Origin of the sequence: Hymenobacter sp. BT188 (genome assembly GCF_014333585.1) — a bacterium.
In the GTDB taxonomy this organism is placed as follows: domain Bacteria; phylum Bacteroidota; class Bacteroidia; order Cytophagales; family Hymenobacteraceae; genus Hymenobacter.
In genome coordinates, this window is sequence record NZ_JACSCW010000002.1 from 132,657 (window position 1) to 153,344 (window position 20,688).

Annotated in this window: 18 protein-coding genes; 11 read left to right on the forward strand and 7 right to left on the reverse strand. The window is 55.7% G+C overall.

Annotated elements, in window-relative coordinates; translation table 11 throughout:
* The first annotated feature begins 44 nt into the window (after positions 1-44).
* The 9 genes from H8B13_RS04675 (at position 45) to H8B13_RS04715 (ending at position 10,760) form a co-directional block, all read left to right on the forward strand.
* Positions 45-3,080: a phosphoribosylformylglycinamidine synthase subunit PurL gene (locus tag H8B13_RS04675; RefSeq protein WP_187309690.1), complete on the forward strand. Its 3,036-nt coding sequence runs from the start codon at positions 45-47 to the stop codon at positions 3,078-3,080.
* An 8-nt stretch (positions 3,081-3,088) separates the two neighbouring features.
* Positions 3,089-3,973 (forward strand): phosphoribosylformylglycinamidine synthase subunit PurQ, encoded by an 885-nt coding sequence (locus H8B13_RS04680; RefSeq protein WP_187309691.1) that lies wholly within the window; start codon positions 3,089-3,091, stop codon positions 3,971-3,973.
* A gap of 106 nt (positions 3,974-4,079) precedes the next feature.
* The gene (locus H8B13_RS04685) at positions 4,080-5,012 is read left to right on the forward strand and encodes a phosphoribosylaminoimidazolesuccinocarboxamide synthase (RefSeq protein ID WP_187309692.1); all 933 of its coding nucleotides are present in this window, start codon (positions 4,080-4,082) and stop codon (positions 5,010-5,012) included.
* A gap of 27 nt (positions 5,013-5,039) precedes the next feature.
* A complete protein-coding gene (locus tag H8B13_RS04690; RefSeq protein ID WP_187309693.1) occupies positions 5,040-5,423 on the forward strand; it encodes a nuclear transport factor 2 family protein in 384 nt (127 codons plus the stop codon).
* A gap of 19 nt (positions 5,424-5,442) precedes the next feature.
* Positions 5,443-5,904 (forward strand): DUF6985 domain-containing protein, encoded by a 462-nt coding sequence (locus H8B13_RS04695; RefSeq protein WP_187309694.1) that lies wholly within the window; start codon positions 5,443-5,445, stop codon positions 5,902-5,904.
* A 42-nt stretch (positions 5,905-5,946) separates the two neighbouring features.
* A complete protein-coding gene (purD, locus tag H8B13_RS04700) occupies positions 5,947-7,245 on the forward strand; it encodes a phosphoribosylamine--glycine ligase (protein ID WP_222841338.1) in 1,299 nt (432 codons plus the stop codon).
* Positions 7,246-7,256: 11 nt separating this feature from the next.
* Positions 7,257-8,015, forward strand: coding sequence for a phosphoribosylglycinamide formyltransferase (purN, locus tag H8B13_RS04705; RefSeq protein ID WP_187309695.1), 759 nt, complete (start codon positions 7,257-7,259; stop codon positions 8,013-8,015).
* Position 8,016: 1 nt separating this feature from the next.
* Entirely contained in the window at positions 8,017-9,519 is a 1,503-nt protein-coding gene (purF, locus tag H8B13_RS04710) for an amidophosphoribosyltransferase (RefSeq protein WP_187309696.1), read from the forward strand.
* 140 nt (positions 9,520-9,659) lie between these two features.
* Positions 9,660-10,760: an AIR synthase-related protein gene (locus tag H8B13_RS04715; RefSeq protein ID WP_187309697.1), complete on the forward strand. Its 1,101-nt coding sequence runs from the start codon at positions 9,660-9,662 to the stop codon at positions 10,758-10,760.
* 249 nt (positions 10,761-11,009) lie between these two features.
* Here H8B13_RS04715 and H8B13_RS04720 read toward each other — a convergent pair whose 3' ends face one another.
* Positions 11,010-11,228, reverse strand: a complete 219-nt coding sequence (locus H8B13_RS04720; protein ID WP_187309698.1) for a heavy-metal-associated domain-containing protein — start codon at positions 11,226-11,228, stop codon at positions 11,010-11,012.
* A gap of 198 nt (positions 11,229-11,426) precedes the next feature.
* Here H8B13_RS04720 and H8B13_RS04725 point away from each other — a divergent pair, with 198 nt between their 5' ends.
* Entirely contained in the window at positions 11,427-12,173 is a 747-nt protein-coding gene (locus H8B13_RS04725) for an SMI1/KNR4 family protein (RefSeq protein ID WP_187309699.1), read from the forward strand.
* Between the two features lie 5 nt (positions 12,174-12,178).
* Here the strand turns inward: H8B13_RS04725 and H8B13_RS04730 are convergent, their stop codons facing one another.
* The 5 genes from H8B13_RS04730 to H8B13_RS04750 form a co-directional block, all read right to left on the reverse strand.
* Entirely contained in the window at positions 12,179-13,663 is a 1,485-nt protein-coding gene (locus H8B13_RS04730) for a nicotinate phosphoribosyltransferase (protein ID WP_187309700.1), read from the reverse strand.
* A 206-nt stretch (positions 13,664-13,869) separates the two neighbouring features.
* A complete protein-coding gene (locus H8B13_RS04735; RefSeq protein WP_187309701.1) occupies positions 13,870-14,271 on the reverse strand; it encodes an STAS domain-containing protein in 402 nt (133 codons plus the stop codon).
* Between the two features lie 446 nt (positions 14,272-14,717).
* The gene (locus tag H8B13_RS04740) at positions 14,718-16,274 is read right to left on the reverse strand and encodes an FAD-dependent oxidoreductase (protein WP_187309702.1); all 1,557 of its coding nucleotides are present in this window, start codon (positions 16,272-16,274) and stop codon (positions 14,718-14,720) included.
* Positions 16,275-16,383: 109 nt separating this feature from the next.
* The gene (locus tag H8B13_RS04745) at positions 16,384-17,298 is read right to left on the reverse strand and encodes a cyanophycinase (RefSeq protein WP_261990243.1); all 915 of its coding nucleotides are present in this window, start codon (positions 17,296-17,298) and stop codon (positions 16,384-16,386) included.
* 492 nt (positions 17,299-17,790) lie between these two features.
* Positions 17,791-18,438 (reverse strand): response regulator transcription factor, encoded by a 648-nt coding sequence (locus H8B13_RS04750; RefSeq protein ID WP_187309703.1) that lies wholly within the window; start codon positions 18,436-18,438, stop codon positions 17,791-17,793.
* Positions 18,439-19,062: 624 nt separating this feature from the next.
* On the opposite strand from H8B13_RS04750, the gene H8B13_RS04755 reads away from it, so the two are divergent.
* Positions 19,063-19,713, forward strand: a complete 651-nt coding sequence (locus H8B13_RS04755; protein ID WP_187309704.1) for a response regulator — start codon at positions 19,063-19,065, stop codon at positions 19,711-19,713.
* Positions 19,714-19,885: 172 nt separating this feature from the next.
* Here the strand turns inward: H8B13_RS04755 and H8B13_RS04760 are convergent, their stop codons facing one another.
* Positions 19,886-20,614 carry a TIGR04283 family arsenosugar biosynthesis glycosyltransferase gene (locus H8B13_RS04760; protein WP_187309705.1) on the reverse strand — a complete coding sequence of 243 codons (729 nt, stop codon included), beginning with the start codon at positions 20,612-20,614 and terminating at the stop codon, positions 19,886-19,888.
* Positions 20,615-20,688 lie beyond the last annotated feature (74 nt).

Below are 20,688 nucleotides of genomic sequence, written 5' to 3' on the forward strand. Positions count from 1 at the left end.
GGTGGTCGGCCGTGGGAAGTCGAAAAATAGCAAACCTGTTCCTTTTGGAAAATCATCTTCATTCCATTCAGCTGCTGCCCAAGCCCGGCATTCACGACGGCGACGGGCAGCGCGTAGCGGAAGCCGCGCAGCGCCACCTCGGCCTGCGCACGGGCCGGGTGCAAAGCACGGCCGTTTACTCGGTGCGCTACCCGCTCACCGCCCAGCAACTTCGCGATTTCGCCGAGCAATGCCTCCAAGACCCGGTATTGCATGAGGTAGCCCTAAACGAGTTTCGCCGCGACCCCCAATTTCAGTCCTATATATTGGTGGCCAAAGGCCCCGGCGTAACGGACGACGAAGGCACTTCGGCCCAAAACGCGCTCGGCGACTTCCTCAACCAGCCCCTCGACACGCGCACCCAGCATATTTTCAGCAAGCGTTTGTATCTGCTGGAAGAAAATTTGCCCCCCGCCGACCTGCGCCGCCTGGCCGAAGAGCTGCTCGGCAACAAGCTCATCAACCGCTTTGAAGTAGGTCCCGCCGACCAGATTCGCGACTTCACGCCCCGCCCCGGCACCTCCGTCGATAACACTACCCACACCATCGACCTGAATGTGTCCGATGAGAAGCTAGTGCAGCTATCTAAGGACAACCTCTACGCTCTGAATCTGGCCGAAATGCAGGCCGTGCGGGCGTACTATCAGCTGCCCGAAACCCAGCAGGAGCGCCAAGCCACTGGCCTACCCGCTGAGCCCACCGACTGCGAGCTGGAAATCATTGCCCAAACTTGGTCGGAGCACTGCAAGCACAAGGAATTTAGCGCCTTAATCAACTACCGCAACGCCGAAACGGGCGAGGAATACCAGGTTGATTCCCTGTTTAAAACATACATCAAAGACGCTACCGCCGAAGTAGACCGCCAGCTGCGCGCCAACGGCAACGACTGGCTGATCAAGGTGTTCTCTGACAACGCTGGGGCCGTCCGCATCAACGACGAGTCGTTGTTTGTCTGGAAGGTGGAAACCCACAATTCGCCTTCGGCCATTGACCCCTACGGCGGCGCCATTACCGGCATTTTGGGCAACAACCGCGACCCGCTGGCTACTGGCATCGGTGGGGCTCGCTTGTTGTTTAATACCAACGTGTTGTGCTTCGGTAATCCCGATTACGACGGCCCGCTGCTGACCAACCAACTGCACCCGCGCCGCATATTTGAAGGTGTGCGCAAAGGCATTGAAGACGGCGGTAATAAGTCAGGGGTGCCAACGGTAAACGGCAGCATCATTTTCGACGACCGCTACGCCGGCAAGCCGCTGGTGTACTGCGGCACCGGCGCCGTGATGCCCATGCAACTCGCTGGCCTCGATTCCTGGGAAAAGAAGATCGACGACGGCGACCGAATCATCATGGCCGGTGGCCGCGTGGGCAAAGACGGTATCCACGGCGCCACCTTCAGCAGCATCGAGCTAGACGAGTCGTCACCGGCCACGGCCGTGCAAATTGGCTCGCCCATCACCCAGAAGCTGGCCATGGATTTTCTCATCCTCGCTACCCGCCGCGGCCTCATCAAGTGCAGCACCGACAACGGCGCTGGAGGGCTTTCTTCGTCCGTCGGCGAGCTGGCTGGCATCAGCGGCGGCGCAGTAGTTGATTTGGAGAAAGTGCCGCTGAAGTACCCTGGCTTACGTCCGTGGGAGATTTTCGTGAGCGAATCGCAGGAGCGGTTCACGCTGGTAGTGGAGCCCGGCAAGTTGGCTGAAGTGCTGGCTTTAGGTCAGGAAATGGAAGTGGAGCTAACCGACATCGGCTATTTCACCGCCGATGGCTACCTGGATGTTCGCTTTGCCAACGCACCAGTGGCCCGGCTGAACATGCATTTCCTGCACGAAGGCGTGCCGCGCAAACTCATGGAAGCCGAGTGGCAGAAGCCCGCGGCTCAAGAGCCCATTTTACCCCCCAGCCTAGACTACACCGACGTTTTGCATCAACTGCTGGGCTCGCTTAATATCTGCTCCCGCGAGTCTGTCATTCGCCAGTACGACCACGAGGTGAAGGGCCGCACCATCATTAAGCCGCTGATGGGCGCCACCGGCCAGGCGCCGCAAGATGCCGCCGTGGTGCGCTTCAACTTCGAGAGCTGGGAAGGCGTGGCTGTGAGCAACGGCATCTTGCCCCGCTTTGGCGATTTGGATGCCTACCATATGTCGGCCGGCGCCTTTGACGAGGCTGTCCGCCAGATCATCGCCGTGGGGGGCAAATTGCCCAACCTTACGCCCGGCGATAATATCTTCTGGTCGGTAAACGACAACTTCTGCGTTCCCGATTCGGATTTTCACCCCGTCACGAACCCTGACGGCAAGCAGAAGTTGGCCAAACTGGTGCACATGTGCCAGGCCCTGCGCGACGCCACCGCCGCTTACTGCATCCCGCTCACCAGCGGCAAGGACAGCATGAAAAACGATTTCAAGGCCGACGGCGTGAAGATTTCGGTGCCGCCCACGGTCTTGTATTCAATGACGGCTAAAATCGAAGACGTGCGCCGCACTGTCACCAGCGACTTCAAGCAGGCCGGCGACGTGGTGTATCTGCTGGGCCGCACCTACGACGAACTCGGCGGCTCCGAGTTTTACCAACTATATAAGGAGTTGGGCGCCAATGTACCGCAAGTGCGCTTCGCGGAAGCCAAGGAATTGTACACCCTCATCGGCCAGGCCAACGACCAACAGCTCATCCAATCCTGTCACGACCTTTCCGACGGTGGCCTAGCCGTAGCGTTGGCCGAAGCAACCTTCGGGGATGGGCTGGGGACCAAAATTGAGCTGACAGGCGAGCTTCCGCTACCTGCCCAGTTATTTTCCGAATCGCACTCCCGCTTCGTGGCCACCGTAGCGCCCGAGGATGTGGTGGCGTTCGAGAAGATTCTGGGAAATAAAGCCACCCGCTTAGGTGTTGTTACTAACGACAACTTCCTGCTCGTAACGCATCAAGGCCAACTGGTGATAGAAGCCGACACAGAAGAGCTACGCCAGACCTGGACCAACGGCCCAGTGAATCAGACCATCGGTTTTGGTGAACACGTAATGGGGGAGGGGAAATGAAAGAGAATATGAACCAGTTCGCTGCTGTCCAGGCGCTTATCCTGACCGGGTTTGGGATTAATTGCGAAGAGGAAATGGCCGCCGCCTACCGCTTGGCCGGCGCCGAAGCTACCATCGTGCACCTCAATCAAGTGCTGCACGGCCAGGTCAGCATCCACGACTACGACATCCTAAACTTTCCGGGGGGCTTTTCCTTTGGCGATGACCTGGGCTCAGGTGTGGTGCTGGCCAATAAGCTGCGCTACCGCCAGACGCCCGGTGGCTTCACCCTGCTCGACGACCTGCGCGAGTTTATTGCCCGCGGCAAGTTCGTGCTGGGCATTTGCAACGGCTTTCAAGTACTGGTGAAGCTGGGCCTGCTGCCCAATCTGGGGGGCAATTTTCAGCCCGAAGTAACCCTGACCCACAACGCCTCCGGCCGCTACGAAGACCGCTGGGTGCGCTTGAAAGTGAATGCGAATAACCGCAGCCCCTTTCTGCAAGGCCTAGACTCCTTTGAAGTGCCTGTGCGCCACGGTGAAGGTCGCCTGCTCATCCCCGATACAGCTACGCGCCAGCACATTCTCGACCAAAACCTGAACTGCCTAACCTACTGCGACGCCACCGGCTGCGAGGTTACGCAGTACCCCCAAAACCCCAACGGTGCCGACCTAAACTGCGCCGGCCTGACTGATACCACCGGGCAAGTCTTCGGGTTAATGCCGCACCCGGAAGCCTTCTTATCGCTCTATAATCACCCCGATTGGGCGCGCCGCAAGCGCGTGAATAAGGAGTTGAGCGAGGAAGGCGATGGGCTGAAGCTGTTCCGAAATATTGTGGAGCATGTAGCCTCGTTGCCGCAACGCTCAGCTTCCGCGCCTTCACTGCAATCAGTAGAAACGCCCCTTCATTAAACCGCCCTTTCCACACCAAGACACAAACCGCTCACTGTTGTCAGGCTTCCTATTCGAAAAAGCCCCCCAGATGAAATAACCCGCAAAGCGACCTACTAACTCCGCGATGAACACTCTGAACCACTTCGACACGCCCCAGCTCGAACTTCTCCATCGAGGCAAAGTCCGCGACTCGTACCGCGCCCCTTCCGGTGAGCGGCTCATCGTAGTCACCGACCGTCTGTCGGCGTTCGATTCGGTATTGGAGACGCCCGTGGCCCACAAAGGCGCGGTGCTGAATGGGCTAGCCGCTTTCTGGTTCGACAAAACCCAGCACATCATTCCTAACCACGTCATTGCCCTGCTCGACCCCAACGTAACGCTGGCTAAGGAAGCTGAGCCGATTCGGGTGGAAATGGTGGTGCGCAACTACCTCACCGGCTCCATGCTGCGCGGTTATCAGAAAGGCCAGCGCACGTTCTCGGGCGTGACGGTGCCCGATGGCCTGACCAAGCACCAGCAGTTTCCTGAGCCCATCGTGACTCCAACCACTAAGGAAGAGTCGGACCGCGAGATTACGCCGGAGAACCTGGTGTCGGAAGGCTGGGTGTCGGCGGAGCTGTACGAGCGGATGCGGGTGAAGTCGTTGGAGCTGTTCAATTTTGCCTCCCAGTGGATGGCTGATCGCGGCATCATCCTGGTGGATACCAAGTATGAGTTTGGTTTGCTGGACGGGGAGCTGATTCTGATTGACGAAATCCACACGCCCGACTCGTCGCGCTTCTGGAGCGCCGAGGACTACGCCAGGAACCCCGAGGCGGTGGAGCAAATGGACAAGGAGTACGTGCGCCAATGGCTGATTGCCAACAAAAAGGACGGCCAGTATCCCCGTGCCCTCACGCCCGAAGTTTCCGCCGAAGCCACCCGCCGCTACCTCGATATCTATGAGCGTATCACGGGTGCCCCACTGCCCACCGGCGACGAAACCGCTGTCGGCGGCGACATCCAGGCTCGCCTCGTGAGTAACCTGGTGCGCGCCGGCATTATGAAAGATGCCTGAACTGCGGGTGCTGAAAGAACAAAACCAATGAACGTTGCGACACACAAACAACTCGTGCAAGCCTACATCGAAGCCTACAACCGCTTTGATGTAGACGGGATGGTGCGCCATCTGCACGAGGATGTGGTGTTCAGAAACATTGCCAACGGCGAGGTTAACCTAACCACAACCGGCAAGGAAAGCTTCCGGCAACAAGCAGAGCAGGCCAAGCAGTATTTTTCCCAGCGAGAGCAGCGCGTTACGGATTGGCAGGTAGAAGATAACCGCGTGGAAGTCCTCGTTGACTATACCGCAGTAGCCGCCATGGAATTTCCCAATGGTTTGAAGCCGGGCGACACACTGCAACTAAAGGGTAAGTCGATCTTCCGATTTGCCGACGGAAGGATTATTTCTATTGATGACATCAGCTAAGCCTCATTAAGCAACTGACATGAGCAATTGGAAAAATACGTTGCGTATTGAGGACGGTGAGTTGATGGCCGAGGTAGAAGTGTATCTGTTTCAAAAGCGTAGCACTGTTCCTGTTCTTTTTGAAGGTACAGAAGAATTGACCCCAGAAGCAGAAGCAGCTGTAGAAGCTATGTTACAGCGGCTACCAACTTTAAATAAGGTCATTATGGATAGTGCGTTTGAACATTATAAATGGATAGTAAAGGAGTTTGGACGCATTTACGGAAACCAAGTACCCATTCCAGTAGCAACAGATGTGAGCACCTTGCAGCCACTTTATGAACTGCAAATGATCTACCTCCCTTGTGAGCCCGAGCCAGGTCGGTTTGGCTTGGGCTTTAATTGCGACTGGGAAGAAGAGCACGGCTTAGGCCTGCAATTCCGCAACTGGCAAATTGTAGAAATAGGGGGTGATGCAGAAGCATTTTCCTTCTATGACTAAAAGCGTTCACTACTTCATTACCTACAGCAAACAACACCAACCTTGAGTACCAACTCCAAACATATTGTTCTCCTCGGCGGCGGGGCCCGCGAACACGCCATGGCGTGGAAGCTGGCCCTCGATGGGGCCACCGTGCATGTGCTACCCGGCAACGGCGGTATCCCAAACAGCCACCCCGAAATTAGCCCCCTAGACTTCCCGGCGGTAGAGAATTTCTGCCGGGAGCATAGTATTAAGCTTATTGTAGTGGGGCCCGAGGCTCCACTGGCGGCTGGCGTTACGGACTATTTTGCTAAGACCGATATTCGAGTATTTGGGCCAACACGGCAGGGAGCGTTGCTGGAGAGCTCTAAGGTGTGGAGCAAGAAATTTATGCGACGCCACGGCGTAGCTACGGGCTTATCCTGGACGTTTCGTAGCGACGAAATGAAAGCTGCCCGCGCTAAAGCTGCTGAGCTGGGGGGCAATTTGGTCATCAAATACGATGGCCTAGCCGCTGGCAAAGGTGTGTACGTGTGCAGCTCCGTGGATGAGGCCAAAGAGGCTCTAACCGAGCTACAGGACCAGCACCCCGAATGGTTTTCGTTTCTGCTGGAAGAAAAGCTGAGCGGCCCCGAAATCAGCATCATTGGCATCACCGACGGCAACCGCATCCGTTTGCTGGCTCCATCCCAAGATCATAAGCAGCTATTGGCCGGCGACAAAGGCCCAAACACCGGTGGCATGGGCGCATATTGCCCCGTACCCTTCGCCGACGACAACGTGCTAGCGGCCATCCGCCGCGACATCGTGGACCCCACCATGCGCGGGCTGCAAGCCGAACCTTTCGACTTTAAGGGCTTTATCTACTTCGGCATCATGCTCACCCCGCAAGGTCCGAAGCTGCTGGAATACAACGCCCGCCTCGGCGACCCCGAAGCCCAGGTGTTGTTACCTGCCCTGAAAAGCAGTTTGCTGGAACTGATAGAAGCAACGCTCAACGGTAATCTAGCTCAAACTACGGTATGGCAGCGCCACGGCACTTTTATCGGTGTGGTGCTAGCCTCGGGTGGTTATCCAGCAGCTAATTTCCCAACTGGCTTCCCGATTAGTGGTCTAGACAATCCAGCCAATTTTGCCCCCCAGACCTTGGTTTTCCACGGCGCGACCCGCCGTCAAGCTGATGGGCAGCTTACCACAAGTGGCGGTCGGGTTCTGACAGTAGTTTCGCGGGGCAATGACCTGGAAGATGCTGTGCAGCAAGTGTATGCCGAGTGCAAAAAGGTTACCTTTGAGGGTGTTTACTACCGCTCCGACATTGGGCAGCGCCCCATGCCGGAACTGACGGCCGCTAAGTTTTAGTCCCATCTAAGATGAGCCAGACTCCTTCTCCCAGCGAAAACCGGCCGACGCCCTTCCTTCCCGAAGGAACGCGCTCTGAGCAGACGCGAGGACCTGAGAGAGAAGGCGAGCAGCCCAGCACTCCGCGCAAGGAGCGGTTGGCCATTTTGCTGTCGGGTCGCGGCTCCAACATGGTAGCGCTGGTAGATGCTATACAAATGGGTGCCCTGCGCGAACTTGCAGAGGTGGCAGTGGTGTTCAGCAACAATCCTGACGCGCCAGGCTTAGCTACGGCCGCTGCCCTGGGCTGCCAAACGGCTAGCCTAGCACCTGCCGGTCGCAAACGAGCCGATTATGATGCGGCGGTGGTACAAATACTACGGGAGTATGAGCCTGATTATCTTGTATTAGCCGGCTATATGCGCATTCTCTCGCCGGTGCTAGTGCGAGCTTACGCCGGCCGCATTCTCAATATCCACCCCGCTGATACGCACCAGCACCAAGGCTTACACGCCTACGAGTGGGCCTTTGAAAACAAGCTTTCCGAAACAAAAATCACCGTCCACCTCGTGGATGAAGGCCTCGATACCGGCCCCGTGTTAGCCCAGCGCCCCGTGGATCTGCGGGGGGCAAATACGCTGTCCGAAGTCGAGCGCCGCGGCTTGCTCGTAGAGCACGAGTTGTATGCCGACACGCTGGTGCGCTTGTTTCGAGGCCAGATTTCCCTTTCCACCCCCGCCAGCTGCCCGGCCGCCCCGCCTGACAACCGGCAACTGACAACAGAGAATTGATATGTGCGGAATAGTTGGTTTTTACGGTCCGGAGCCAGTAGCTGCGGACATTGTAGTTGGCTTAACAGCCCTGCAGCACCGCGGCCAGGATGCAGCCGGCATCGTCACCTTCGACGATAATTTTCACCTCTGCAAAGGCAACGGATTAGTCAATGACGTGTTCAAGCCCAAGCATGTAAAGAAGCTAAAGGGCAACATCGGCATTGGCCACGTGCGCTACACTACCCAAGGCTCCAACGATTCGGAGCTAGCCCAGCCCTTTACCACCAGCTACCCCTTTGGCCTGGGTATGGTACACAATGGCAACGTTATCAACTTCCGCGAAGTCGCTCAGCGCCTGCATGATAAGTATCACGTGCTGCCCAAAACCAGCAACGACCTGGAACTGATTATGTACACCTTCGCCTCGGAACTGCGCATCAAAGACCTCGATCACCTCTCGGTAATTGATATTTTCGATGCCGTCGAGACCACCCAGGAGCTGGTGAAAGGTGCTTACGCCACTATCACCGTTATTGCCGGTCATGGATTGTTGGCCTTCAACGACCCGTTGGGTATTCGCCCCTTGGTGCTCGGCTGCCGCCAAACGCCCGATGGCCCGGTGTACGCCTTTGCCTCCGAGAGCACCTGCTTTGATTATCTGGGCTTCGACTTTGTGAAAAACGTAGGGCCGGGACAAGCCATATTCATTGATAAAGACCTCAAGGTTCATTACAAGAACCCGTATAATGTGCCCAAAGCGTTCTGCGTGTTTGAGCACATCTACTTCGCCCGTGAAGACTCCGTTATTCACGGCCGCTTAGTAGCCCGTGAGCGTGTTAGGTTAGGTAAGATACTGGCTCGTAAGGTACTGGCCGCCGGAATTAAGCCTGATATGGTGATTGATGTGCCATCGTCGGGCTATTTCGCTGCCTCTGGTTTGGCCGAAGCCATTGGCATACCCTATCGGCGCGGGCTGGTGAAGAACAACCACATGGGCCGCAGCTTTATTGTAAGCAGTCAGGCCGGCCGCGAGGATGTGGTGAAGAAAAAGCTTAACCCCATCCGCGAGTTTGTGGAGGGCAAAAAAGTAGCCGTAGTCGACGATAGTATCGTGCGCGGCACTACGTCGCGGCGCATCGTGCGTATTCTGCGCGAAGCCGGCGCGCTCGAAGTATACTTTATTTCCTCCGCGCCGCCCATCGTTAGCCCTTGCATCTACGGCATCGATATGGCTATGAGCACCGAGCTGATTGCCGCCAACTACACTGAGGAAGAAATCTGCCGCTACATCGAGGCCGATAAAGTTATTTATCAGGACTTGAGCGACTTGCAGGATCTGTTTGCCGAGGAGCGCGGCCACGGCGGCTGCTTTGCCTGTTTCTCCGGTCGCTACCCCACCGGCGACGTAACCAAATATCTGCGCCACATTCAGGAAGAGCGCGAAAGCCACCGCGACAAAAAAGACCGTCATAAAGTAGTGTCCTCCGTAAGCGCCAAAGCTCCCGAGCCAACAGAACATTAGTTGAGAATTGAAAATCGTTAGAACGTCATGCAGAGCAGAGCGAAGCCTCTCGCGTGCTGATGTTGCCAAGCTAAACAACTAACCACGCGAGATGCTTCGCTGCCGCTCTGCATGACGTTCTAATATTAACCTATTACCAAATGTCCACTGCTTCCCCCAAACCTGCCGGATACGACATCGACCTCGGCAACGCCTGCTCCCGCAACGCCTACGCCTGGGCCAAGAAAACCTTTCCCAACCGCGCCGGTCAGCCCGGTGAGCCGGCTCAGGATCTGGACGGTGGCTTCTCCAATGAAATCCGCTTTGGGCAGGAGCGCTTGGGCATTAGCTCCGACGGTATCGGTACCAAAATAGAAGTAGCCGAGCGGGTTGGGCGGTTCGATACGTTGGGCTACGACCTGATTGCCATGGTGGCCGACGATCTGATTGCCGGCGGTTTTGTGCCCAGCAATCTGTCGAATATCATCGACGTGAATACCCTGGATTACGATGTAATTGACGAGTTGATGCGCGGCCTTCACGACGCGGCCAACTTCAGTCGCATCGCCGTAACGGGAGGCGAAATTGCCGAGTTGGGCAACCGAATTGGTGGCTGGCCGGGCGCCCGAATGAACTTCAACTGGTGCTCTACGGCTGTGGGTGCCTTGCATCCATCCTTAAAAAGCCCCCTGAGCGGCGCCACCGCTCAAGCTGGCCACGCAGTGGTATCGCTCCGCTCACCCAGCTTCCGTTCCAATGGTTTTTCTCTGGCCCGCCGCACCCTGCAAAGCCTCTACGGCGACAACTGGCACACGGCCCCCTATACCGGCTCCGACGCCGCTGAGCTAGGCAACACCTGGGGGGAAGTACTGCTGGCCCCATCCCTTATCTACGCGCCCGCTGTAGCCCGCCTCCTCGATGCCGGTTTAACCTTGCACGGCATCGCTCACATCACCGGCGGTGGCATTGCTGATAACTTCCAGCGGGTGCTCAAGAATAACAGTGTGGGCGCCGAGCTGGACAACCTCTTCGAGCCTCTGCCCGCCATGCAGAAGCTCACCAAACTGGCCGGCATTTCTCCCGCCGATGCTTACCTCTACTGGAACATGGGCAACGGCATGCTCCTCGTAACCGAAGAAGCCCAAGCCGCCGCGGTAGTCAGCCAGCTGCAAGCCGATGGTTACCAGGCCCAAGTGGCCGGCCGCATCACTGCCGCGCTTGGCATCAAGCTGAAAGTTGCGGCCGGTGAGCTGACGTATTAATATAAGCGGTTTAGAAAATGGTCAAATATTAGTTAGAACGTCATGCAGAGCGGTAGCGAAGCATCTCGTGTGGTTAGTTGTTTAGCTTGGCAACATCAGCACGCGAGATGCTTCGCTGCCGCTCTGCATAACGTTCTAACGATTTCGTAAACCGATTTGCAGTAGATAGACCTACCAAAAAAGCCCCCCAGAAATTTTCTGGGGAGCTTTTTTATGCTGTTAACTCTGTGCGTAGATGCGCCAGGAAACTTAAGCTGCTTGCCGGGGCTCAATATCAAAGCCGGCTTGGGCCACAGCTTTCATCACCTGTTCGGGAATGACGTTCTCGCCCTCCACGGTCAGGATCTTGTCGGGGTTATTGGTGTCGACGCTCCACTTTTGCACGGTGGGTTCCGCATCTAGAAAAGGCGTGACGGCGCGCAGACAGTTGGCGCAGTTGATCGAGGTTTTGAATTGTAGGGTAGGCATAAGAGCGAGAGTTGGGCCGCGGCGGCAACTAAATAGCAGCTTCAGCGGCGGGTGAGATGCTGGTGTAACAGCGGATATGCTACAAAAGTACCAACGTGAATACGCCTGAGAAGTATAGGCTTTGGCTGTTAGTGTGCAGAGTTTTGTGGTAATTCCGGCTGTCAATTAATAGTTTGTGTTAAGCTATACGATCTTTCCATGTCACAACTTATAGAGCAGCTTCAATTGTTAGAGGCAGACAAATTCGTGTCTGAGGATGATGAAGAGTATCAGGTCCAATTACTACCAGGTCTGACAGATGAGCAAGTAAAAGCATTTGCCGAAAGTATGCCCCAAGGGCGCCTTCCTGCTGATATTCGGGAGTTGTTGCTTTTTACACGAGGTTTCGAGTTTTCTCCTCTCGAGGAAATTCGTTTCGATGCGTCTAATCAGTTTGGCCTTGAAGAACTGTTTCCGAACTCTATACAACTTGCCGGTGATGGTTTCGGAAACTTCTGGATTCTGGATATCAGTCAAACAGGGCACTGGGGAGCTGTCTTTTTCGTCTGCCATGATCCGGCGGTGATAGTTAGACACTCAACTGATTTATGCGAATTCCTTCGCCACGTTCATGAATTCGGGAGGCTAGGTCCCGCTTCTTGGTTGGATCGAGTACACGAGCAGATCAGTTCCACTATTTGGCTTGAGAGAAAAAAACCAAATGGAATAATCAGCGCACAGTTGGCTAAGGCGTCAGATGATACAATACTGAAGCAGTTTTCCTTAACAGTACCTATTAAGTATCTTATAGCTGACTTACGGATACATTCTCCAATGCTGGGCTTTGCCTGGGACACAATTTCGGCTGACGGAACCGGGAAAGTCCGTAAGCACAATACAGAGCCCATTTGGGCTTTTGAACAATCGACCAAGCAAAGTTGGCTTGGTCGATTATTTAGTAAGTAACCACCCTACGCCGGCCGTACCGCCCGCTTCTCCAGAATCAGCTGCATGCGGAACTTGTTCAGGCTTTCTTCCAGCCCCACCGGATACACGTGCGGGTTGAGAAAGCGCCGGATGCTAGGGTCGAGGGCGGCTACTTCGCGCTGGGCTTTGGTGCGGCTTTCCTCCAAAGTGGGCAAGTCGTCTACCAGCTTGCCGGCGCGGAACACGGGCTCCAGCAGCTCCCGAAACTGGGTGGAGCGGATGGGGCGGCGGCGCGTGGGGTCCAGCGGGTCCACGATAGTAAGCTGCTCGGGCAGGGGGTCGGCGGTGTTGTAAAGCATATCGGCGCGGGGCTGGCCCTTTTCGGTTTCGTAGCGGCGCACTTGCAGGATGCCGGGGATGCTGGTTTTGGCGAGCTGCTCAGAAAGCTTGATGGTGTAGTCCCAGTCGCTGTCGGCAGAGGGGCGCAGGGCGGCGAGCTTATAAACGCCCCCCAGCGCCGGCTGATCGTGGGCGGTGACGAGCTTGGTGCCGATGCCCCAGGTGTCGATGCGAGCACCTTGCTGCTTGAGGCTGGTAATCAGGTGCTCATCGAGGTCATTGCTGGCTACGATGCGGGTTTTGGGGAAGCCAGCTTCGTTGAGCAGGGCACGGGCCTCGCGGCTGAGGTAGGCCAAGTCGCCTGAGTCGAGGCGGATGCCCCCCAGTTCGTGGCCGTTGGCCCGCATCTGTCGGGCTACGCTGATGGCGTGGCGCACGCCTTCCAGCGTGTCGTAAGTATCGACCAGGAAAACCGAATCGTCGGGGAAAGCGTCGCCGTAGGCTGCAAAGGCCGCTTCTTCCTCCCCAAACGACTGTACCCAGCTGTGGGCATGAGTGCCGCGCACCGGAATGCCAAAGCGTTGGCCAGCCATCAGGTTTGATGTGCCATCGACGCCGCCTAAATACGCGGCTCGGCTGGCGCTCATTCCGCCATCGAAGCCTTGGGCCCGGCGCAAGCCAAACTCAAACACTTGGTCGGAGCCGGCGGCTTCCCGAATGCGGGCGGCTTTGGTAGCTATCAGCGTTTGAAAGTTAACCAGCGTGAGCAAGGCCGTTTCCAGGAGCTGCGCTTGTAGCAGGGGGCCTTTTATCCGCAGCAGCGGCTCATTGGCGAATACTACCGTGCCTTCGGGTATAGCATCGATGTCGCAGGTAAGGCGGAGGGTGCGCAGGTATTCCAGAAAAGCCGGCTCGAACAGGACCGTGTCGCGGGTACCGCGCAGACTGCCCAGATAAGTAAGGTCATCCTCCGAGAAACGAAAATTCTCCAGCCAATCCACGGCATATGCCAAGCCTGCGACTACGGCATAGCCGCCACCAAACGGCGGCCTGCGAAAATAGAGGTGAAAAACGGCTTCCTGGTCTTGTTTTCCCTGTTTCCAGTAGCCATAGGCCATGGTAAGCTGGTACAGGTCGGTGAGCAGGCTGAGGGAGGGGCCGTAGAGGCCAGAGAGAGGCGCGGAGTTCATGTGCCCAAAGTACGAGGAACCCCGCAGTGAGTTATGTTCTGGAAAGTGCAATACTGGTTGACTACAGGGAACAAACAGAGCCATCAAACCGCCGCATGGGTGGCTCAATGGCTCTGCTTTGTATCAATGCTAAGTATGTCAGATAAGTATAGCGCGTAATCTTAATCCAACGTAACCTATAATATAAATTTCTGATATATAGATTGTTATGATAAGGCTACTCCCCAGCCAGCCGTAGTGGTAGTAGGGGCCGGTCCTTCGGGCTGATGAGCTGCATGACAGTAAAGCTCTGCATCAAGGAGAGTAGGAACGATGGGCGGGCAGGCCGTCGAAGGCGTTGCTTTGAGGCTTTCCTGTACGTCATCCGTAAGGTGGCAAAGCACCAGCTGCGTATTGCGCCGCCGCAGGCGCTGGCAATAGCTGGTCAGCAAGGCCAGCGCACGGCCCGATATGTGGCGCAATGCGCTGCAATCAACCCAAATGCTGGGCTTGCCGCTACGAGCGGCCTGTTGTAAGGCGCGGGCTAATCCGTATTCTTCAGGATGGCTTGGGTCTTCGGCCAGGATAAGCAAATAGCTTTCAGGCAGTATTTCGCGGTAAATCTCCATTAGGAGCAGATAACTTCAGTCGTTTTCAGGCTGTGTGGCAGAGCTACACAGAAGGTGGGAGCAGCAGGAAGAGGCCGCGTGAAGCGGCAACGGGGAGCCAAGGGGGCCAGACCAGCTAGTCTGGTACCAGTACTTACCTAATATGGTCCGCCAACCTGGGTCGGGCAGTGCTGATGAAAAAGCTGCCCGAAGCGGAAAAGAGAAAGAGCTATCTACTTTAAGAGCCGTGGTACTATAGACACATTGCCCACGAGGGAGGATGCGTAGTCGTACAAATTTAGGGATAGGAATTAACTATACCCTCAGGCAATATACTGGTTTTCAGTACAGTTGCCTATACCAAGTTCTAGGTATTTATAGCGTACGTATCTTTGCTTATCCCTGAGTATAGGTATAAAAAAAGGAGCGGCCACATCGCTGCGCCACTCCTTTGTACTCACGTTATTCTAAGCTGATGCCAGGTCCTGATTGGCTGGGCCGATGAGGAGTTTGCCCAGCGCATCGAACCGGGAACCGTGGCAGGGACAATCCCAGCTGCTCTCTAGGCCGTTCCAATGCACTACGCAACCCAGATGCGGACAGATGGCGGAACACTCGTGGGTCTGGCCTTTGGGGTCGCGGTATACGGCTACTTTCGTGAGGCCGCGCCGCAGCACGGCCCCGGAGCCGGGCGCTATTTCGTCGATGCTCGATACGTCGCCACCGGTGAGCAGCTCGGTGTATTCGGTAGCGACATTCAGGTTTTCCTTTACAAACTCATACGCCGAAGCCGGACGCAGCGTCACGCGGCCGGGGTCGTAGAGGTCGGCCCAGGGGTTGGAGCGGCCCTGAATAAGATCGGTGACAATAATGCCCCCCAGCGTGCTATGCGTCATGCCGTGGCCCGAGTCGCCGGTGATGATGTACACATTATCTTTATCCAGGGGGTTGCGGCCGGCGTAGCCCAGGCTGTCGCTGGGTTCCTGCACCTGCCCCGACCACGCATAATCAATCTGCTGGATCATCGGGAACCGCTGGCGAGTCCAGTCTTCGAGGCGCTGCAAGCTAAGGTCGGGGTCGCCCTGGCCTACTTTATGGTCTTCGCCGCCCACAATAAGTAGGTCGTAGCGGGGTGCGCCACCGCGGGGGCCCTCCGTTAGTTCCTGCAAGCGAATATAGTGGTACGGGTCGGGCGTATCCCAGTAGAGTGCCCGCGTCACGGAGCCTTTCGGAATACGGGCCGCGATAGTGTAAGTGCGGTAAGGCGACTGCTTGGTGTGCATCACTACACGGTCGTTGACGGGCGTGTTGGTGGCCATCACCACGGCTTTGGCGCGTACGGTGTGACCGTCGGCTGTTGTCACGCTGGCTTCGGAGCCGCCCTGCACCTCTGCTACGTGGGTATTGGTGAAAATTTGCCCCCCACGGCCTTTAAACCGACCAATAGCTTCGGCCAGACCATTGAGGTATTTCAAAATATGAAACTGGCCCTGTTCAGGAAACAGTAGGCACTCGCCAGTGCGAAAACCCTGAGTGGGAGAATCGGAAAGGCGCTCGACGCTGGTAAGGCCGGCGCGGTGGGCGGCTTTCAGCTCTTTATCCAACTCCTTGGGGTTGCCGTCTTCGGGCAGAAACAGGTAGCCGTTGAGGCGCGTGAAGTCGCAGTCAATCTTCTCTTCCTGTATAATGTGCTCAATCCGGTCGATGGCAGCGCTATGGCTTTCGGCGGCCAGCCGGGCACCTTTTTCCCCAAACAAATGCTCCAGCCGGGTATAGCGGTCATCGAGGGCATTGGAGAGGTGGGCCGTGGTGCGCCCCGATTCGCCGCTGGCCAGCTTGCCGCTTTCCAGCACCACTACTTTTTTGCCTTCGCGTAGCAGCAGGTAAGCCGTGGTGAGCCCCGCAATGCCGGCACCGACCACCACCACATCGGCGGTCATATTCTGGGTGAGAGAGGGGAATTCGGGCGCGGCGGCAACGGTGCCAAACCACGAGGATTGGGTAGCGGCGGAAGTCTGTTTCATAGAAGTGGATTGGCGTGGGATAATCTATTCAGTTTGTACGCCAAGCTGATAGGTCAAGTTTGGGCATAGCGCCTCCTATTCACAGAGCGAGGCGCTATGCAGCAGCAGGCTACAAATGCATCTCGGGCGGAATGGGTAGTTGATACTTTTCGCCAGCACTCAAAAAGTGTAGGCGCAGGTTGCGGATGGTGAAGGGCGTATCGGGGCTGATTTCGTAAATATTGTTAGTTGTATATTCATTCGCTTCCAGAACGGTAACCAAACCGCTGCCAATTACTTCAAACTCGTAGCCGTTGCGTACTAATATCGCGGTGTCCTCTTCCAGCCCGAGCCCCATACAGCCAGGGTTGGTAGCGATAATCTGCGCCATGCGGGCAATACGACCCCGCGCGATAAAGTGGGTATCAATGGCTACGTCGTGCATAAACTGTAGCCCGGTGGTGATGGATATTTCGCCTTTGCGAAAACCTGCATCGTTAAGACCCTGATAAATCATGGGCGTAGACAAGGCCGCGGCTCCGGCGCTAGTGCCCCCAATAAGAATCTCATCGTAGGTATAACGCTCCTTCAGGCGCACCAGCATTTTGGTGCCGCCCAGCAGGCCAGTTATGCGCAGTTGGTCGCCACCTGTAAAGTAGAAGCCAGTCGCTTCATTAATCAAATCGAGCGTAGCCTCGCTACTGGCATCTTCCCGCTCGCGTACATCCAATACCTGAACCCGTTTGATACCTAATCGGGAAAATATTTTTAAGTAATCTTCTGCAGCTTCCTTAGGCTCAGTTGAGGCAATGGGTAGCACCAAAATCAGTGGGTCGTTGCCTTTTAGCTCCTCGCAGAAACGCTTGAGAATGCCTTCCGGCGCGAAGTTGAGGTTTTCAGCTTGGTTAGAGCCCTTTTCGGGCGCTTCCCCTTTGTTTTCGTGGCCACCCACGGCCAGCAACATTCCTTTTGGCGTGGGGCAGGTGTTTCTGTGAGGCTTCAAAGCCTGCTCCATTGGTGCAGACTTCTTTTTTTTGGTGGGCATAATAAGGAGGAAGGAGTAGGAGAGGAGAATGGTAGTAGAGCGCATCCTGCATGCGTAAATCAGCCTCTTTGAGTTGCGCGCCTTTCCGCCCTTCTTGGCAGCCCCGTAAAAAGGTGGTTGGGGAGCTTTTTTAATTGATTTTTGATTAAAGACTGTCAGCCAAACGATTAGATAGGTAATTGGTCTTCAGGATTATAAAGGCTAACTCAACCGTTATTAGTATTTACTCATCTAAAAATACGTACTACTCCCATGTAAAATAGGTATGTATTCGGTAGCCCCTCCGGGCTTATTCCCGTTTATTCACTACTACTAAAAAAGCCCCCCAGCGCATGCCAACGTGCGCGGTGGGTGTAGTATCCACCCTCGCTACCGCAGACTCTATTTAGTAGAGGCCTTTCTGCGCTATGAAAACAACCAAAACTACCCTAAACAGCAGCGGCCGCCAGATATCTGGCGGCCGCTGCTGTTTAGGGTGTATGTCCTTTGGCTTTATTCAATTAACCCTTCGCTGACGGCGAACTTGATGAGAGCGGCGGTGTTTTTGGCCTGGGTTTTCTCGATGATGTTCTGGCGGTGGGTCTCGATGGTGCGCTTGCTGGTGAAGAGCTTGTCGGCAATCTCGGCGTTGGTCAGGCCCTCAGCAATGAGGGTGAGCACCTCCAGCTCCCGCTTCGATAGGTCGTTGGCTTTGCGGGTTGCGGCGTCCGGGATTGGGCCACTTAGAGTTACCTGCTGCAGCAGGTTTAGCCCTATCTCGGTGCACAGGTACTGCCGGCCCGCCGCTACCGTACGGATGGCGTGGGCAATTTCGGCTACGTCGGCATTTTTGAGCACATACCCCGAAGCACCCGCATTCAGCATCCGCACCACGTAATTGGGGTGGTCGAGCATCGAAAGAATAAGCACTTTTACATCCGGGAAATCACGGCGCAGGTGCGGCATTGCCCCAAAACCGTCCATAACGGGCATATTCACATCCATCAGCACTACGTCGCAGGGAGTCGTGGCCAGCTTATCCAGCAGCTCCTGACCATTGCTGGCCTCAGCCGTAATTTCTAATCCAGCATCCTCGGTAAGCAGCGCACGAATTCCATCACGAATGATAGCGTGGTCGTCGGCCAGAATTAATCTAATCATAATACAATAGCATAGTTGGCAAACAAGGCCAGTGAGGGAGAACTATTCAGGCACAACGTCAACTACGGTAAAATCGGTCCTTTGCAAAGGAAGTGAGTTTGATGAATAGGAACTTAAATGTACCATTTAGGCTCCAGAAACGGAGGCAGACGAAACCAACTATGAAGCGATGTATCACTGCAAAAATGCCCCCAATGGCTTGTGTTTCCTTGGGTATCTACTTACTCACTAATCAGTTTAAGCGTTGTCTTTGGCAGTGTCTTTTTAGCTGTGCCAAAACGTTTTAAGCTAGCAAATGTTTCGGCCCATATACTGAATCGCTTGCTTATAAGCCGGTAAAAGCCCCCCAGCGGCGAGCAAGCATTATGCGGCTGTGCCCGTTTCGATGACTAGGCGAGTGGAGAAGAAAAAGCTCTGATTATTTATGCGGGTGTATCACAAGTCAATAACCTGCACTAAACTGATTAGCTTGCGGCAGCTATAAGGTTTTGGCAACCAAAATTGATTGCTTAGGCCGGGGCGTTTTTTTTGTTGAGGCTTGTTGCAAAAAACCGGGGGCAACGCTTAAACAACACTGATTCATTCCGGTTAACAGTTGCGCTCTAATTAGCCTATTTACTATTCATGATCCGCATCATTCTTATAGATGATCATGCCATTATCCGCGACGGCATCCGCTCCTTACTCCGCGAAGAACCCGGAATAGAGGTAGTAGGGGAGGCCGGCAGCGGCGAGGAATTGCTAAATACCTTGGCTACCACTCCCTGCGATGTGGTCGTGCTTGATCTGAACATGCCCGGCACCGATGGTTTTGCCACGATTCCGCAGCTGCGCCAGCACTATCCCGAGGTGCGTATTCTGGTGCTGTCGATGCTGGATAATGAGCGCTACGTGGCCCAGGCCATCGACTTGGGCGCTTCGGGCTATGCCCTCAAAAGTACCGGTCGCGCCGAGCTGCTCTATGCCATTAAGACCGTAGCAGCGGGGCGGCCTTATCTGTGCACCATTATTGGGCTGGCACTGCTGCGGAAGATGCACTCCCTGGAGTCGCCTAATGGTGCTACTGCCCGAGCCGCCAGCGGCTTATCGAAGCGGGAGCTGGAGGTGCTCACCCTCATTGCCGAGGGCCTGACCAACGCCGAGATTGCCGACAAGCTCTTCACCAGCAAGCGCACCATCGAGACCCACCGCCAGAACATCATCGAGAAAACCCAGGCCAAAAACACCGCCGCCCTCATCAAATACGCTGTGAGTCAGGGCATGCTGACCGATTAAAAAGCCCCCAGCACAGACTTTACACAGAAACGACCCTTCCAGTGGAAAGGTCGTTTCTGTGTAAAGTCTGAAGTACCAGCGATTTGTTGATAAGCAGGTTGGCTGCCGACCTCACAAAACGCCTTCGTGCCATTGGTGACGTTGGATGGTAAAACCTGAATGAGAAATCCGCTCACAGCTTATCCTGCCGGATAAGCCCCCGATATATTTGCAGCAGCCGCTGCTGCGGCAGCCCCAGCCAATAAAGCATTGTGAGGAGTGAAAACACGGCCTGTAGCCGAAAAACGCCGTTCTGCAGGTATTTGCGGGCGGAAGTGGTAACCGTGCCGGGCAGCACCCGAAACGACCCATACCGCCGCAGCCGCCGCACTATTTCCTGGTCTTCCAGCATGATCATGTGCGTGCGGTAGCCCCCGGCTCGCTCAAATACCGCTCGTTGCACAAATAGGCTCTGGTCGCCGAACCGTACGGCGTCGACATCAAAGCGCGTAAACCAGCCGCTCAGCCGCAGAAACCAGTGCGGCTGATTGAAGGCTAAGCGGTAGCAGCCGCTGCTGTAGCCATTCGGTCCCAGCGCGAGCCGGATATCGGCCAGAAAACTAGGCGGCGGATATGTGTCGGCGTGTAGGAAGTAAAGAATTTGCCCCCCAGCTGCGGCTGCCCCATAGTTAAGCTGGGCCGCGCGCCCTTTCTGCGGACAAAGCACCACGCGTACGCCTGCTTGCCGCGCCAAAGCGGCCGTATCATCGGTGCTGTGCCCATCCACCACAATGATTTCTGCACCAGTATCCGGCCCGCATATCGCGCTCAGATATGTCAGCAGCTCTCCTATGCAGTCTGCTTCGTTGAACGTGGGAATGATGATGCTGACGGTATCGGGAGCAGATGAACCGTGAATCATGGCGGGCCTAGGCACGGGTTAGCTGGTAGCTTATGCTTTAGGGAATGAGTGATGAAATATACCCCTTGCCTGAC